We start from the raw sequence: 14,674 nt of genomic DNA on the forward strand, positions 1-14,674 counted from the left end.
TTGCATTTTATCCTGAAAACCTAAAAAATGCGCTTTCATTTTGTAAAATGGTTTCAGAAACAAAGGTGGAAAGGGGTATTGATAAAAATGAATGCGATTACAATTGTCATTGGGTCGATTTGTATCCTGTTAATTGTTTATCGATTATACGGTACGTTTATGGCAGCAAAAGTTTTAAAACTAAATGATTCAAAACCAACACCTGCCCAAAAATTTGAGGATGGACGGGATTATGTCCCTACGAATAAATGGGTGGTATTTGGCCACCATTTTGCAGCGATAGCAGCTGCAGGCCCGCTGGTCGGTCCGATTTTAGCCGCACAATTCGGTTACTTGCCAGGATTGGTTTGGCTGCTGGTCGGTGCCGTGATTGGCGGAGCGGTTCACGATACGGTGGTTCTTTACGCATCGATGCGTCGAGATGGCAAATCGTTATCCGAAGTGGCCAAAGAAGAACTCGGTCCTGTAGCAGGTTTTTGTACAGGCTTAGCGATGTTATTTATCATCACGATTACGATGGCCGGATTGTCATTGGTTGTACTCGGTGCACTTGAACGCAACCCATGGGGAACATTCGCGGTTGGAATCACGATTCCAATTGCAATGGGGGTTGGATTGTACCATAAGAAAACTGGAAACCTTAAATGGGCTACGATTGTAGGTTTTGCCTTAATTATGGCAGCGATCGTGTTGGGACCAAACATTCAAGGTACATGGCTTGGCGATTTATTAACACTTGATAAAAGTACATTAGCACTTATTTTACCGATTTATGCGTTCTTTGCGGCGGCCTTACCTGTTTGGTTATTGCTCGCACCGCGCGATTATTTAAGTACCTTTATGAAAATTGGCGTATTTGCCGCACTAATCGTTGGGGTATTCATTGTGAATCCAGACGTTCAGTTCCCTGCCTTCACTAAGTTTATCAACGGCGGCGGTCCAGTGGTTGCAGGTCCGGTTTGGCCGTTTATCTCAATTACGATTGCCTGCGGAGCGATTTCCGGCTTCCATGCCTTTGTTGGATCGGGTACGACACCAAAAATGATTAACCGCTGGAGCGATGTAAAAGGTGTAGCCTTTGGGGCGATGCTGGTGGAATGTTTAGTAGCGATCATGGCATTAATTGCCGCTATTTCCTTACAGCCGGGCGATTATTTTGCTATCAATTCTTCACCAGAGAAATTTGCCACACTTGGAATGGAAACGGTTCATTTAAATGATTTAGAAAAAGAGGTCGGGATGGACCTTGAGGGACGAACAGGCGGAGCAGTTACCTTAGCAGTCGGGATGACATATATCTTCAAAGGGATTCCGATTTTTGCAAAAATCGCTGCGTATTTCTATCAGTTTGTCATTCTATTTGAAGCGGTGTTTATTTTAACGGCAATAGACTCAGGAACTCGGGTAGCCCGCTATCTGATTCAGGATTTCTTGGGCGACTTTATTAAACCATTAAAACGGACGGATTCTTTAGGAGCAAATATTATTGCCAGTGTACTGGCCTGCTTGATCTGGGGTTATCTCCTGTTCTCAGGCGACATCAGTTCGGTATGGGCGCTGTTCGGTGTATCCAACCAGTTGATGGCAACGATCGGGCTGATTATCGGTGCAACGGTAGTGCTGAAGATTTCTGAAAAACGCTGGTACATGCTGACTTGTTTGATTCCATTGGCTTACCTGTTTGTAACTGTTATGGTAGCAGGTTATTGGATGGTCAAGAATGTTTACTTAAATGCAGCGAATCCTGGCTTCAACGTATTAAATGGAGTTCTTTCCATCATCATGCTGGTTCTTGGAGTCGTGATCATGGTGACTTCGATCATCAAATGGATTACGTTATGGAAGATTCCTCAGCAAAAGTTGGTACAGATTTCTGAAAAAGAAGTGGCTTAACAAGTGGCAGCACTCATTGACGCAATGGGTGCTGTTTTTTTGTATGATGCGTTCGTTAAGGAGTTTTTAGGCAAGCAGCCTTCGTTCTTTAAAAAGGGACCAGCTCCTTTACCGGCACTTTCGAACCATTTACCGGCAAAGTTCACAATTTTACCGGCACTTTTTTGGGGTTTACCGGCAATTTTTCATCTGTTACCAACCGATTCCCCCGGTTTACCGGCACATCCCCTTTTGATCGCCTAATAGCCACCAGAATTCCCCCATGGATCTCTGAAAAAGAAGTGGCATAAAAGGTGGCAGCACTCATTGACGCAATGGGTGCTGTTTTTTTAGGATTATGCGTTCGTTAAGGAGTCCCCTAGTGTGAAACTCGTTCTTTAAAAAGGGACCAGCTCCTTTACCGGCACTTTTGACCAATTTACCGGCGAAGTTCACAATTTTATCGGCACTTTTGACCAATTTAACGGCGATTTTTCATTTGTTATCAACCGTTTTACCTGGTTTACCGGCATTTCTCCATTGCCCCCATAATATCCACTAGAACCGTCCCCTTGGTATCATTCATCAGGTCTGTATTCTAAAAGATCTCCAGGCTGACAGTCTAATGCCTTACAGATTGCCTCTAAGGTAGTTAGTCGAATCGCTTTAGCTTTGCCGTTTTTTAAAATGGATAGATTGGCCATTGTGATTCCAACCCTCTCCGAGAGCTCGGTTACACTCATTTTCCGTTTTGCCAGCATCACATCAATATTAATGATAATCGCCATATTATTCACCTCAGACTGTTAAATCATTTTCAGATTTGATATCTATCGCTTCTTGTAAAAGTCTTTGGAGAACAGCAGCAAAGACTGCGATGACCAATGGAGCAAAAACAAGCACCATTCCGACGACCACGACTCCTGGGGCGTCATCTAACTCTGCAAAAATATAGAACAGCGGCAATCCAATTATATACAGGCCGCAAATGGTGATGGCACAGTTTTTGATTTTTTTTAAGGATAGGACAGACAATTCCGAGAACGCTTCGTTCTTGTCAATATAGCTTAACAGTTTAAAGGCCTGATACAATGCCATGTAAAAGGGGATTGCCGTTATATACACAATGATTAAAATGCCAAGAACCGCATAATCCCATCCAGAAATGCCTTTTGCTAGATGTTTAGCGATGACCGGCACCATAAAAATACAAAAAGCCAGAACTGGAGTTCCGATTATAAAAACGGCTATCTTTAGAAACAACGTTGAACCTCGTTTCATTAAAAGCACCTCGTTTTTTTATTTTAAATCGATTATAACAAGGTATTTATCGTTTTACAATAAATTATTAACGCTTCATTTGATATTATTGTTGTTTTGGCAAAGAAAAAAAGCATCTTAATTGATTTTGCATATAAAAATGCTTGGCTTTTTCAAGTGTTTATTATTATTTATCTAAACTTTCCAAGACCCATATCCCCGAATTGATAGTAAATATAATATAGAAAGAGAACTGTATTGAGTAAGAGGGAGAAGCAGATCAAGGGCTTTTGGATTTTTGTTTTCCATAATAAAAATAAAACAAAGTAATTAACTAACATAGGAACAAATGTATATGTCATTCTTTCATCAATAAGAGAAATGGCATCTGGATTTAACCAATAAATGAATCTGTCTGAAATCTGCGCTGTAACGGAAACAATAATCATACACCAAAATAAAACCAATAGAATTACTTTTCTCATGTTAATCACCATTCTCCAAATCTATATCTTGTTCTAATTTTAACTAAACCCACAATACTCTAGCAACCGAATGATGGCCATTGTCCATCTTCTGATTAGTAGTATGCTAAAGGAAAAGTCCAATTCATTAGCGAATTGGACTATAAATGTAAGTTTTTTATTTAGCACCTGACATATTTGCGTTTGAAACCAATCCTTCCCTTGTCTACTTCCTTTTGTATATTGACGGAAGCATTCAGGATACTGCTCTTTTTCCCTTCCCGCTTCATTTCAACTGGTCCTACCGCCTTTGCAGTATCAACCGCACGATCATGGAGTGGAGAATAAGAGACCCCGACGGTATAGATAAAATTATTCATGGCCGATTTGGTCCGGTCAGGCGCATCATGGATCATATTTTTCACCTGGTCCAGCATGTTAGCAAGCTTATGTTCGTCAAATTCGCTATCCTTTCGATTCCCCAAAAGCCAGCAATAACAGCTCCATCCTGCCGACATTCTGAGCTCTTCCCCGCTGGCAATCCACTTATCAGCAACGGTCTGCGCAATATCGGTTTCCGCCAGGGTCACCGCCACCACATAATCGGACAGCATATAAAAATAGGCCCCATCAATCCAACGCTCAAAATCTGCTTCTTTCATCGACTTGGGATCAGCAATGACGCCGGCAAAATACATAGCGTCGTAGTTTCCTGTGGCATAAAGCTGCTCGGCTAAAGGCTGGTCTTTCTTGATTTTCTTGGCCAACGGCTTCATCGCACCTGTCGCCACACCAAAGAGCGGCTCGTGAGCTCCATTGCTTATGTAAATCTTTTTCGTTCGTTCCTTGCCAAGCGCCTCCAGTTCCTGCATAACCGTCTCAAAATTCATTGTCCAGCACTCCCTTCAGATAGCTTCATTATAGCCAATTTTAAGGACCTATCAATCTGCAAATAAACTCTAAGGGCGTCAAGTTTCACCAATGAAGCGGGAGAACCGTCCCCCTGCTTCACCCCCGCTCCTCTTCCTGTTTCGGTAAGTGCTAGGCGCGATGCCATTTAGCTGTTTAAACATCTTGCTGAAGTGGTATTCTTCATAGTATCCGCATAGCTTGGCGATTTCTTTTATGGGGAATTCGGTAAATGTTAGATAACGGCAGGCTTGCTCATTACGTAGGTTGATCAGGTATTCTTTCGGCCCCACCCCTGTGTACTTGAGGAACAACTTTCGTAGATAGGAAGCGGATATGCTGTATTCCTCGGCTAACTGTTCGATTTTCAAGTTTTCCTGGAATCCGTTCTCCAGATGCTTTTTTATTTGCTCGAAGGCAGCCAAGGCACCCGATTCCGTCAGGCTCCAATCCGGTTGCTCAATTTGGTGAAGCTTGTGCAGCAGGATCTGTAGTTGACCTTGGGAAACAGCCGCGCCATCTGCCACTCCCGGGAACCAATTTTGATGGATACCCTGAAATAGCTCTCCCAATTCCTCTGCCTTCGGGGAACTGTACCGACTTAGGAAGGGAAGCTTTAATTTTCCTATTGGCGTAACATCCTTCCATACCGCATCGTAAACAATCTCTGCGCAATCGAAGAGCACCATGGTCATGCGAAGTGGAGCATGCGGCTCCGAGCGCATGGACATCTCGAGTCCGGGTCTTAGGTAGGCCAGCATTCCGGCTTGAACCTTGTGCTCGGTATTTGTCATGAACGTCCCCTCACCCTCATGGATCCAGTACAAGCTATGCACATTCACCAGATTACGAATATCTTCCCACCCCGGATAGGTCACTTTATCGAGAACAAAGTGAATATGCAAAACGAGATGATTCAAATCGTATCTAAACGCTTCCAAAATAAATATCTCCCCTACTCATTCGGTTGAATAAAGCTCGAATTTTACAAGTGGTCCTCGTTTTTTTCCATTCAGAACCCATATATAACATGATAGTATCCATATTATCAGACCATCAGAAAGATGGCTATGAAGAACTTGTCATTTGAGGGGGAATCACCTTGTTAAGAACGTTTCGAGAGCATCACATTCGCACAACTGAGCTACTGGACGGACCGTGGGATTTTCTGAAAGACCCAAGTAATGTAGGTGTTGAGGAAAAATGGTTTGAGCGTTTTCCACATGCTTCACACTCCATGTATGTTCCATCCTGCTGGAATAATGAGCTAAACCTGTTCGACTACGAAGGCGTCGCCTGGTACAGGAAAACCATACGGATGGAGGAGGCCCAGCATGTCAGACTGATTTTTCATGCGGTGTTGGGTCATTCCGATGTGTATCTGGACGGACAGCATCTCGGTTATCACTACGGCGGCTACACACCTTTTGAATTCGTCATTCCTACCTTATCCGCAGGAGATCATGAGCTTGTTGTTCGTACAGACAGTACACTGGATCGCCTGACGATTCCGACAAAGCATGTCGACTGGTTTCACTACGGCGGCATCATTCGCCCAGTCGAGCTGCAACGTTTACCGGATCTGTACATCGAACAACTCAAGATCGATTATGAGCTGAATGGATGTGATGCCGTCGTCGCTATCCAGGTACGGATCAGCTCATTGGCAAAAACAGAGCTGACGACAGCCTTGACACTCGTCGAGGGAGGCCGGGAAATTCATTCGGAACAGGTGCAGGTGGATGCCGGTCAAACCGTCAACTGTTTGGTGAAGCTGCGCTGGACCGATGTTCGGCTGTGGAACGTCGGCCAGCCGGAGCTGTATACAATCCAGGCCCGTACTGATTTTGACGACAAAATGGATCGTATCGGTTTTAGAAAAATAGAGACAAGAGACCACCGGATCCTCATCAACGGTTCGCCGGTCTATCTGAAGGGCGTAAACCGACATGAGGAACACCCCGATTGGGGTTTCGCCTTCCCAGCGAAACTGATGCACAAGGACCTTGATATCATTCGCGAACTGGGCTGCAATGCGGTACGCGGTTCCCATTACCCTCAAAGTCCGTATTGGCTGGATCTGCTGGACGAGCACGGCATGATTTTCTGGAGTGAAATCCCGATGTGGGGTGCGTTCCTGCCAAATGAAACGGTCAGTGAACCATTGTTCCAAGAGCGAGCGCTTACGATGATTAAGGAGATGGTTGGCCTGCACTATCACCACCCATCCGTCCTATTCTGGTCGGTCCATAATGAAATTGACTCACGGACACAGGAAGCCTACGAGATGACAAAACGTTTGACTACATTGGTGAAGGAACTAGATACCTCCAGGCTGATTACCTACGCGACAATGCATCCGCTGGAGGACATTCTACTTCCCCTTTTCGATGTCATCGGCATCAACAAATACTATGGCTGGTATGAAGGTGAAGTGAATGGCTTCAAGGATATGCTACAGCAGTTCCATGAGCGGGCTGAACAGATGGGAGCTGGTGATAAGCCGGTGCTCATGACTGAGTTCGGCGGCGCAGGCATTTTTGGAGATGTCGGTTGGGAGTCAAGATTGTTCAGCGAGGATTATCAGGCGGAAATCATTTCCGAGGCGCTGGCTATTTTTCGGCATGATCCAAAGATTGGCGGCACCTTTGTTTGGCAGTTCGCAGATACCCGGGGGGACTTGAAAAGCAACGGGGGATTTTTCCGAGACCGTGCGCGGAGTTTTAACAACAAAGGCTTGGTCAACGAGTATCGCAAGCCTAAGCAATCGTTTCGAGAAGTACGACGGATCTATCGGTCTTGGAACGACGAAACTTAATTTAAAAATTACCATTCAATGATTATGGTAAATCCAATCACAAACTAAAAGGGGGAAATTAAATGAAGAAGTTCATGGCACTATTTTTTACCTTTCTGCTCACCTTCTCATTGGCAGCATGTAACAGCAGCAGTTCATCCAGTGGGGAAGAGTCGAAATCAAAAGATGGGAAAAAGGAAGATGGACCCGTTACTCTCCGCATCGCTTGGTGGGGATCACAGCCGCGTCATGACTATACACTGAAAATCATCGACATGTACCAAAAGCAACATCCGAATGTGAAAATTGAAGCAGAATATGCGGCATGGGATGACTACTGGAAGAAGCTAGCACCACAAGCGGCAGCCAATGAGCTGCCGGATATTATCCAAATGGACTTATCTTATTTCTCCCAGTATTCCCAAAATGGCCAGATTGCTGATTTAACACCCTATGTCGGCAAAGAAATCAACACAAAGGATATAAGTAAAAATGTAATAGATGGCGGAAAAATCGGCGATAAACTTTATGGAATCAATACAGGTGTTAACGTAGTTGGTTTCCACTATGACCCAGCCACCCTTAAAAAGGCGGGTATAGAATCAATCCCGGAAAATTGGACTTGGGATGATTATAAAGACATACAAGCAAAAGTAGCAAAAGCAGGTTACTTCATGGATAACCGAATGAAAGCCGATGTATTTTTCAACTATTATTTAAGAACAAAAGGTAAATCATTATACAGTAAAGATGGTACAAAACTAGGATATACCGATGACAAACTGTTCGAAGAGTTCTTTAATATGAGGGTCGAAGCAGTAAAGATAAAAGCCTCTCCCACACCGGATTATTTAGCACAACTTAAGGGTCTCGAAGATTCTACAGTCGTTACCCAAAAAGGAGTCGGCAGCTGGCAATGGTCTAACCAGTTTGTAGGATTGCAGCAAGTGGCAAATAGAGAATTGAAAATTGCTCCAATGCCAGGACCTAATAGCGAAAAAGGTTTATATTTAAAACCAGCGATGTTCTGGTCCGTTGGAAATAATTCAAAAAACAAAGCAGAAGCAGCTAAGTTTATCGATTTCATAATCAATGATATTGAAGCAAACAAGTTAAATCTTGGTGACCGTGGTGTGCCTGGTTCCTCTGTTGTTAAAGATGCATTAAAGCCGCTGCTTTCGCCAGCCCAAGTGCAAGTATTTGATTATGTGGAGTGGGCCGAGAAAAACAGTTCATCATTTGATGGTCCAGACCCGGTGGGTGCCGGAGAAATCATTGAAACATTGGACGCTCTTGATGAACAAATGGCTTATGGAAATATTAAAGTGGCAGATGCTGCAAAACAATTTAGGCAGCAAGCCGAAAGCATTTTGGCTAAAAACAAAAAGTAAGTTTCATTTCGATAGCTGATCGCTAATTGGGGTCAGCTATCATCCATTTAATTCCTGGTTTCATTATTTTTTTCCTGTTCCAACGTCAGGATGTTGAGGCACTAACGGGCGAATTAAAAGGTAACCCGTACAAACTCAAAATTCACTAAGAGAAACGTTATTCCTTCGTGAAAGGTTGGAAATGATCATCAGTTTCCTAAAGTCAGACTAATAGGGAGAGTGACAATGGCTAATCTAGTTTTTGATGAACAAGAAGTAAAAGAGAAAATCGACAGAGTAGTAGAGAAAACCATGAAAATGGACTATGGCTGGGATTGGCCCGGAGGAGTAGCCTTTTTCGGCATTGCCGAAGCATATGAAGCAACTGGAGAACAGAAATACCTGCACTATCTCAAGAATTGGGTAGATGAACAATTGGAAGACGGCCTGCCGCCGTTATCAGTAAATGCATCCGCTATTGGCCATACGCTTCTGACTCTATATCTTACAACCAACGAGCAAAGGTATTTGGAATCTGCGATTCAAATGGCCAATTTCTTATTGAATGATGCTGAACGGTTCGCAGATGGAATCCTCCAGCATACGGTTAACGGAGGCAGAGACGTATTTCCTCAGCAGGCCTGGGTGGATACCATGTTTATGGCCGGATACTTCCTTTTACGAATCGGCCACCTGCTGGATCGAAAGGATTACTTTGAATTTGGTTTAAAGCAATATCACGGACATGAACAATTCCTCCAGGACGAAATGACAAATTTATACTATCATGGCTGGGACAATATCGCTGAAAACCATATGTCGGGCATTTTTTGGGCTAGGGGCAATAGCTGGGCAGCCTACACGATGGCAAGAGCTCTGGAACTGGTCAAGGTACAGCATCCTTCTTATATGTTGATTGCTGATTCCCTCCGTGACCAGTTGAGTGCGTTGGTCCGTTTGCAATCGGAAACGGGGCTTTGGCACACCATTTTAACAGATCCTGACTCCTACCTGGAGACTTCAGGGTCCGCTGGAATCGCTGCAGCCTTGCTATCAAAGGGGAAATTATATAATAAATATCTTCAAAAATCGATTGCAGGGATTCTGAACCAAATCAAGGAGGACGGTTCTGTCATGAATGTATCTGCGGGAACGGCTGTAATGGATGACGCAGATGGCTACAAAGGGGTTCCATATATACGAGTTCAGGGCTGGGGACAAGGAATGGTATTGGCCTTTTTATCCTTGCTGTTGAAACAACATAACCCTATATCTTTATAGATTAATAGGACTCTCAAGCTGATGGCTGAGAGTCCTTCTTTTTACAAGAATTAAAAAAGCCGATTACCTAGTAAGGAATCGGCTTTAGAAATTTGTTAACGTCACTCATCAAGGGGTAAGTGGTTAGTGGCTCACTGTCCCCTCTTGTTCGATTTTTGCGGGGCTCCCTGTATACTTGATAGAAAAGTCCTTTATCTTTAATTCTGTGACATTTGTAAACTCTGGACTTCGACTGCCGGTCGCCAGTAGACTGACTTCTTTCATGCTAATGGTTTCGACGTCACTGCAAATGATGGCCGTTTCGGCACTTAAATAAACGTTTTCCAGGCTGATTTCTTTTAATGGGTGTTCCGGCAGCCCTTTGATTTCTACAGCGACTTTTGCACCTTGCCCCGTGATATTTTTGATGGTGATCTGATCGAAATCGGGTGGTGTGTTGGTTTTCGGAATAACTGTGCTATAACCATAGAACATATTTACTTGCACTGCCTCTTTCCTTACATCATTAATTTCGATATTTTCAAACCGGATATTTTTAACGAATCCACCCCTGCCCCGCATGGACTTAAGACGGAGTCCCTGGTCTCCCCCGCCGATTTTACAGTCATGGGCGTATACATTCCTGACTCCCCCTGACATGCCGCTTCCGATTACCAGTGCGCCATGGCCTTCCTTCATCACACAATTCCGAATCACAATATTTTCACAAGGTTTATTAACCCGCCATCCATCCTCATTCATGCCGGAGTTGATAGCAATGCAATCATCCCCTGTTTCAAAGTAACAATTCTCTATCAGCACATTTTTACAAGAGTCTGGATTCAGGCCGTCCGTATTGGGTCCGCAGCTAATAATGTTCACTTTGCGAATGATGATGTTTTCGCAATATACTGGATGGAGCGTCCACTGCGGGCCATTTCGGAGGGAAAGTCCTTCAATCAATACATTTTTACAGTTTATCGGTTGGATAAATGAAGGTCGTAACGCATCTTCCTCCGTCCCGAATATCCGATCCTGAACGGGTATGCCCCTGCTCTCGGCATAACACAGCCTGTCTGCCGCTTCTTGCTGAAGCTTTTTCCAATGCCACCATGCTTCCCCATTCCCAATCAGTGTACCTTCTCCCGTGATGGCGATATTTTCACAATCGCGGGCATATAGGAGAGGAGAATAATTGTAGCACTCCATTCCTTCCCATCTGGTAAAAACCACAGGAAGATAATCGGCAAACTTGTCGCTAAACTCAACAACTGCGCCCTTTTCGAATTGCAAATGGATGTTGCTTTTTAAATGGATTGGTCCCGAGTGCCATTCTCCTTGTGGCACAATGACAGTACCGCCTCCAGACTCGGAACAAGCTTCTATAGCCCGTTGTATAACTCGATTGTCCAAATGTCCATCATGGCCGTTTTCTAAAAAGTCTTCTACATAAAAAGCTCTGTCCGGGAAACTCGGAACCACGATCTCCTCCATATCGAACGGAGCCCCATAAAAATTTCTGCTCATAAATACTCTCGAACCACCCTTCACCACTGATTTGCATATGTAAGGCACCATTCCCATCCTAATAATTGAATAATATCAGGTTGAATCGTGATATTGAATGAAAAAAACCGAGAAACACATGTAAATTTCGAGCTTTATGAAACACAGGTACCACAGAGGGACCACAGGGACGGTTCTCTTGGGGCAAAGAAGCACCAGGAGAACCGTCCCGATGGCCCCATGGCCCCCCGCTTCACCTTCGCCGTGCTCCATATATGGCAAATAATCCAATAAACCATAGTGGCGTCAACAAGAGAGCTGGCCGGGTTTCTTCGGCGAATAGCATTATGATGAGAATGAGGGCAAATAACGTTAGGACCACATAGTTTATAAATGGGGTCAGTGGTGCTTTAAATTTGGATTTTGCGTGCAAGTGGGGACGGGTTTTCTGATAGTTTACATGACTAACTAAAATGATTCCCCAAACCCAAATAAAACAGATGGCGCTTATCGTTGTTACGATTCCAAAGGCTTGTTCCGGAATCAGTTTGCTCAAAAGGGCTCCCCCGGATAAGACAAGCGTGGATACCCATAACGAAGTACTTGGCACATGATTTTTATTCAGTTTTGCAAAAATGGATGGCGCCTGGCCATTGCTGCTTAAATTATAAAGAATCCGGCTGGTTGAAAACATGCCGCTGTTACAAGCAGAAGCCGCGGAAGTTAACACGACAAAATTAATGATTCCTGCGGCAATCGGAATACCAACTAAACGAAACGTTTTAACAAACGGACTTTCTGCTGCATTTAATTCCGTCCATGGGTTAATACACAATAAAATGAAAAGTGCCCCCACATAGAAAAACAGGATCCTCAATGGAATTTTATTAATCGCCGACGGGATGTTTTTTTGCGGATTAGCCGTTTCCGCTGCCGATACACCTACCAGTTCCACACCGACAAAGGCAAATACAACCATCTGGAATGAAAGCAAGAAACCGGAAACTCCGTTTGGAAAAAGCCCGCCGTGTTCCCAAAGATTGTGAACCGATACCGTTCCCGCATCCGTCTTGAAACCGATAATCAATAGAATAACTCCAATAGCAATTAGGGCAAGGATGGTAATGACTTTTATTAAAGCAAACCAAAACTCCAATTCTCCAAAAAGCTTTACCGTTAATAAGTTTAGACCTAACAAGATGACCAAACAGACGATGGCAGGTACCCATTGTGGAATATCAAACCAATACCGTACATACACTCCAACTGCGATAATATCGGCCATGGCGGTCATGATCCAACAAAACCAATAGGTCCATCCTGTGACAAATGCAGCCCATGGCCCAAGATAATCACCAGCAATGTCGGTAAACGATTGGTACCCTGCTTTAGCCAACAGCATTTCACCAAGTGCCCTCATCACAAAGAAAACAGCGATACCTACAATTAAATAAGCAAAAATGATCGATGGGCCTGCCAATTGGATCGCCTTACCAGATCCTAAGAATAACCCGGTCCCAATCGTACCGCCAATGGCAATTAGTTGAACATGCCGATTGGCTAAATCCCGCTTTAATTCTTGTCTTGCCATTTCTTTCTCCCCCTTACGATTTGATAAAATGCAATAAAAAAAGAGATTGGTCCACTACCAATCTCTTCGGTCACAAGAATAGCAAATACAATTTGTTATGCAAGCTTTACCAGTATAACAAATATATATTCAGTACTCTTCTGTCCTTTTGCCTGAGATTGTGAACCCTTCGGCGCCGCGGACTCCCGCGGTCTCTCCAGAAGCTGCTCCTGCTATAGTGTGATCCATAGCAATCATAGCCTGCTAAGTATTAAGTTTTTAAATAGCCTTAACTATTTCTAAATAATGTCCTATTTTAGTAGTTAGAAAGGTTTTTGTCAACAATAGGTGTTTGCTTCACTTGTTATTACAAATTTCAGATAAGTCTGGTAAAATTTAACCTATTAGCACCGACCATACTATTTTTATATAAAAGGAGGATCACCCGCTTTGCCGTTAACTACCCCTTTTACCCCTGACATGATTCATAGCCTGACGTTAAGCGTATACGAAGACGTAGTAAAACTAAGAAGACTCTTCCATGAAAATCCTGAGCTCGGATTTGAGGAATACCATACCTCTTCTGTTATTGAAAAATATCTCACTGACCTCGGATTAGATGTGATAACTGGTGTGGCCAAAACCGGTGTAGTCGGCATTCTTCATGGACAAAAACAGGGCCCCGTGATTGCCTTCCGCGCCGATATGGATGCACTGCCCATTCAAGAAGAAACAGGCGCAGCCTTTTCTTCCAAAAAACAAAATGTCATGCACGCTTGTGGACATGACATTCACACGGCTATGCTCCTGGGAGCGGCAAAAGCACTGTCACAAATAAAAGAGCAAATCCCAGGCACCATCAAGTTTATTTTTCAACCAGCAGAAGAAATGCTGGCCGGTGGAAAACACATGGTACAAGATGATGTTCTAAAGAATCCTGAAGTGGATGCTATCTATGGATTCCATGTTTGGCCAGATTTGCCGCTTGGGCAAATTGGATTCAAGAGCGGCCCGTTAATGGCCAGTATGGATTCGTTTGAAGTGACGTTAAAGGGAAAATCCGGCCACGGAGCCGCTCCACACCAGGGAGTTGACGCCATTGTTGGGGGCTCTCATATCATTACCGGCCTGCAATCAATTATCAGCCGTGAAACCGATCCCGTGGATTCGGTCGTACTGACAATTGGAACACTTACGGCTGGCAGCGGGTTTAATATCATACCCGAAAAAGCCACTTTTAAAGGGACAATTCGGACAATAAAAGATGAAACCCGTCAGCGGGTAGCAAAGGATTTTACAAGAATCATAGATGGTATGGGGGCCGCATTACGGTTAGAGGCGGATATTCACTATCAATTTGGATACCCTGTCACAAATAACGCCAAAGAACAAGTCAATCATGCAAGCCAGTTAGCTGAAAAGCTGTTTGGAGAACGTGCCATTGTGCAATTAGAAAACCCTAGCATGGCCAGCGAAGATTTTTCATTTTATTTAGAACAAGTACCCGGCGCCTTTATCTTCTTAGGCGTCCAAGACGATCAAGGAGGCGCTTATAAGCTGCATAATGAAAAATTTTTGCCAGACGAACGCGTCATGAAATATGGGATTAGCCTATATATTGCGCTCGCCCTTCAGTAAACAGTGAAACAGGGGGGACAGTTCTCTT

General features: G+C 43.9%; 12 protein-coding genes and 1 riboswitch. Of the genes, 6 read left to right on the plus strand and 6 right to left on the minus strand.

Features of this window, described 5'->3' with window-relative positions; all coding sequences use genetic code 11:
• Positions 1 to 87 precede the first annotated feature (87 nt).
• Positions 88 to 1,893 (plus strand): carbon starvation CstA family protein, encoded by a 1,806-nt coding sequence (locus BN2425_RS16810; protein ID WP_042461886.1) that lies wholly within the window; start codon positions 88 to 90, stop codon positions 1,891 to 1,893.
• Between the two features lie 3 nt (positions 1,894 to 1,896).
• A complete protein-coding gene (locus BN2425_RS16815; protein ID WP_042461888.1) occupies positions 1,897 to 2,136 on the plus strand; it encodes a hypothetical protein in 240 nt (79 codons plus the stop codon).
• Between the two features lie 314 nt (positions 2,137 to 2,450).
• On the opposite strand, the gene BN2425_RS16820 is transcribed toward BN2425_RS16815, so the two are convergent.
• The 4 genes from BN2425_RS16820 to BN2425_RS22325 all read right to left on the minus strand — a co-directional run bounded on the left by BN2425_RS16820 (position 2,451) and on the right by BN2425_RS22325 (position 5,446).
• On the minus strand, positions 2,451 to 2,660 hold the full coding sequence (locus BN2425_RS16820) for a helix-turn-helix domain-containing protein (protein ID WP_042461890.1): 210 nt from the start codon (positions 2,658 to 2,660) through the stop codon (positions 2,451 to 2,453).
• A 10-nt stretch (positions 2,661 to 2,670) separates the two neighbouring features.
• Complete coding sequence (locus tag BN2425_RS16825) at positions 2,671 to 3,153, minus strand: DUF2975 domain-containing protein (protein WP_042461892.1); 483 nt, start codon at positions 3,151 to 3,153, stop codon at positions 2,671 to 2,673.
• Between the two features lie 625 nt (positions 3,154 to 3,778).
• On the minus strand, positions 3,779 to 4,486 hold the full coding sequence (locus tag BN2425_RS16835) for a DNA alkylation repair protein (protein WP_042461896.1): 708 nt from the start codon (positions 4,484 to 4,486) through the stop codon (positions 3,779 to 3,781).
• Positions 4,487 to 4,564: 78 nt separating this feature from the next.
• Positions 4,565 to 5,446: a helix-turn-helix transcriptional regulator gene (locus tag BN2425_RS22325; RefSeq protein ID WP_052352921.1), complete on the minus strand. Its 882-nt coding sequence runs from the start codon at positions 5,444 to 5,446 to the stop codon at positions 4,565 to 4,567.
• A 161-nt stretch (positions 5,447 to 5,607) separates the two neighbouring features.
• Here BN2425_RS22325 and BN2425_RS16845 point away from each other — a divergent pair, with 161 nt between their 5' ends.
• From BN2425_RS16845 to BN2425_RS16855, 3 genes are all read left to right on the plus strand, one after another.
• The gene (locus BN2425_RS16845; protein WP_042461898.1) at positions 5,608 to 7,323 is read left to right on the plus strand and encodes a glycoside hydrolase family 2 protein; all 1,716 of its coding nucleotides are present in this window, start codon (positions 5,608 to 5,610) and stop codon (positions 7,321 to 7,323) included.
• Positions 7,324 to 7,385: 62 nt separating this feature from the next.
• Complete coding sequence (locus BN2425_RS16850) at positions 7,386 to 8,693, plus strand: ABC transporter substrate-binding protein (RefSeq protein WP_042461900.1); 1,308 nt, start codon at positions 7,386 to 7,388, stop codon at positions 8,691 to 8,693.
• Positions 8,694 to 8,918: 225 nt separating this feature from the next.
• Positions 8,919 to 9,953: a glycoside hydrolase family 88/105 protein gene (locus BN2425_RS16855; protein WP_042461902.1), complete on the plus strand. Its 1,035-nt coding sequence runs from the start codon at positions 8,919 to 8,921 to the stop codon at positions 9,951 to 9,953.
• Between the two features lie 123 nt (positions 9,954 to 10,076).
• On the opposite strand, the gene BN2425_RS16860 is transcribed toward BN2425_RS16855, so the two are convergent.
• Positions 10,077 to 11,459, minus strand: coding sequence for a glycoside hydrolase family 28 protein (locus BN2425_RS16860; protein ID WP_052352922.1), 1,383 nt, complete (start codon positions 11,457 to 11,459; stop codon positions 10,077 to 10,079).
• Between the two features lie 232 nt (positions 11,460 to 11,691).
• A complete protein-coding gene (locus tag BN2425_RS16865; protein WP_042461904.1) occupies positions 11,692 to 13,029 on the minus strand; it encodes an amino acid permease in 1,338 nt (445 codons plus the stop codon).
• Positions 13,030 to 13,159: 130 nt separating this feature from the next.
• A riboswitch (glycine riboswitch) is annotated at positions 13,160 to 13,239 on the minus strand.
• Between the two features lie 219 nt (positions 13,240 to 13,458).
• On the opposite strand from BN2425_RS16865, the gene BN2425_RS16870 reads away from it, so the two are divergent.
• Positions 13,459 to 14,646: a M20 metallopeptidase family protein gene (locus BN2425_RS16870; protein WP_235714672.1), complete on the plus strand. Its 1,188-nt coding sequence runs from the start codon at positions 13,459 to 13,461 to the stop codon at positions 14,644 to 14,646.
• The last annotated feature ends 28 nt before the right edge of the window (positions 14,647 to 14,674 follow it).

It is taken from the genome of Neobacillus dielmonensis (genome assembly GCF_000612665.1).
Lineage (GTDB): Bacteria > Bacillota > Bacilli > Bacillales > Cytobacillaceae > Neobacillus > Neobacillus dielmonensis.

Bases quoted from the DNA above. Each gene is read 5' to 3' on its own strand.
- BN2425_RS16810 (WP_042461886.1), top strand. From the start codon at position 88: ATGAATGCGATTACAATTGTCATTGGGTCGATTTGTATCCTGTTAATT.
- BN2425_RS16820 (WP_042461890.1), bottom strand. From the start codon at position 2,660: ATGGCGATTATCATTAATATTGATGTGATGCTGGCAAAACGGAAAATG.
- BN2425_RS16825 (WP_042461892.1), bottom strand. From the start codon at position 3,153: ATGAAACGAGGTTCAACGTTGTTTCTAAAGATAGCCGTTTTTATAATC.
- BN2425_RS16835 (WP_042461896.1), bottom strand. From the start codon at position 4,486: ATGAATTTTGAGACGGTTATGCAGGAACTGGAGGCGCTTGGCAAGGAA.
- BN2425_RS16850 (WP_042461900.1), top strand. From the start codon at position 7,386: ATGAAGAAGTTCATGGCACTATTTTTTACCTTTCTGCTCACCTTCTCA.
- BN2425_RS16855 (WP_042461902.1), top strand. From the start codon at position 8,919: ATGGCTAATCTAGTTTTTGATGAACAAGAAGTAAAAGAGAAAATCGAC.
- BN2425_RS16860 (WP_052352922.1), bottom strand. From the start codon at position 11,459: ATGAGCAGAAATTTTTATGGGGCTCCGTTCGATATGGAGGAGATCGTG.
- BN2425_RS16865 (WP_042461904.1), bottom strand. From the start codon at position 13,029: ATGGCAAGACAAGAATTAAAGCGGGATTTAGCCAATCGGCATGTTCAA.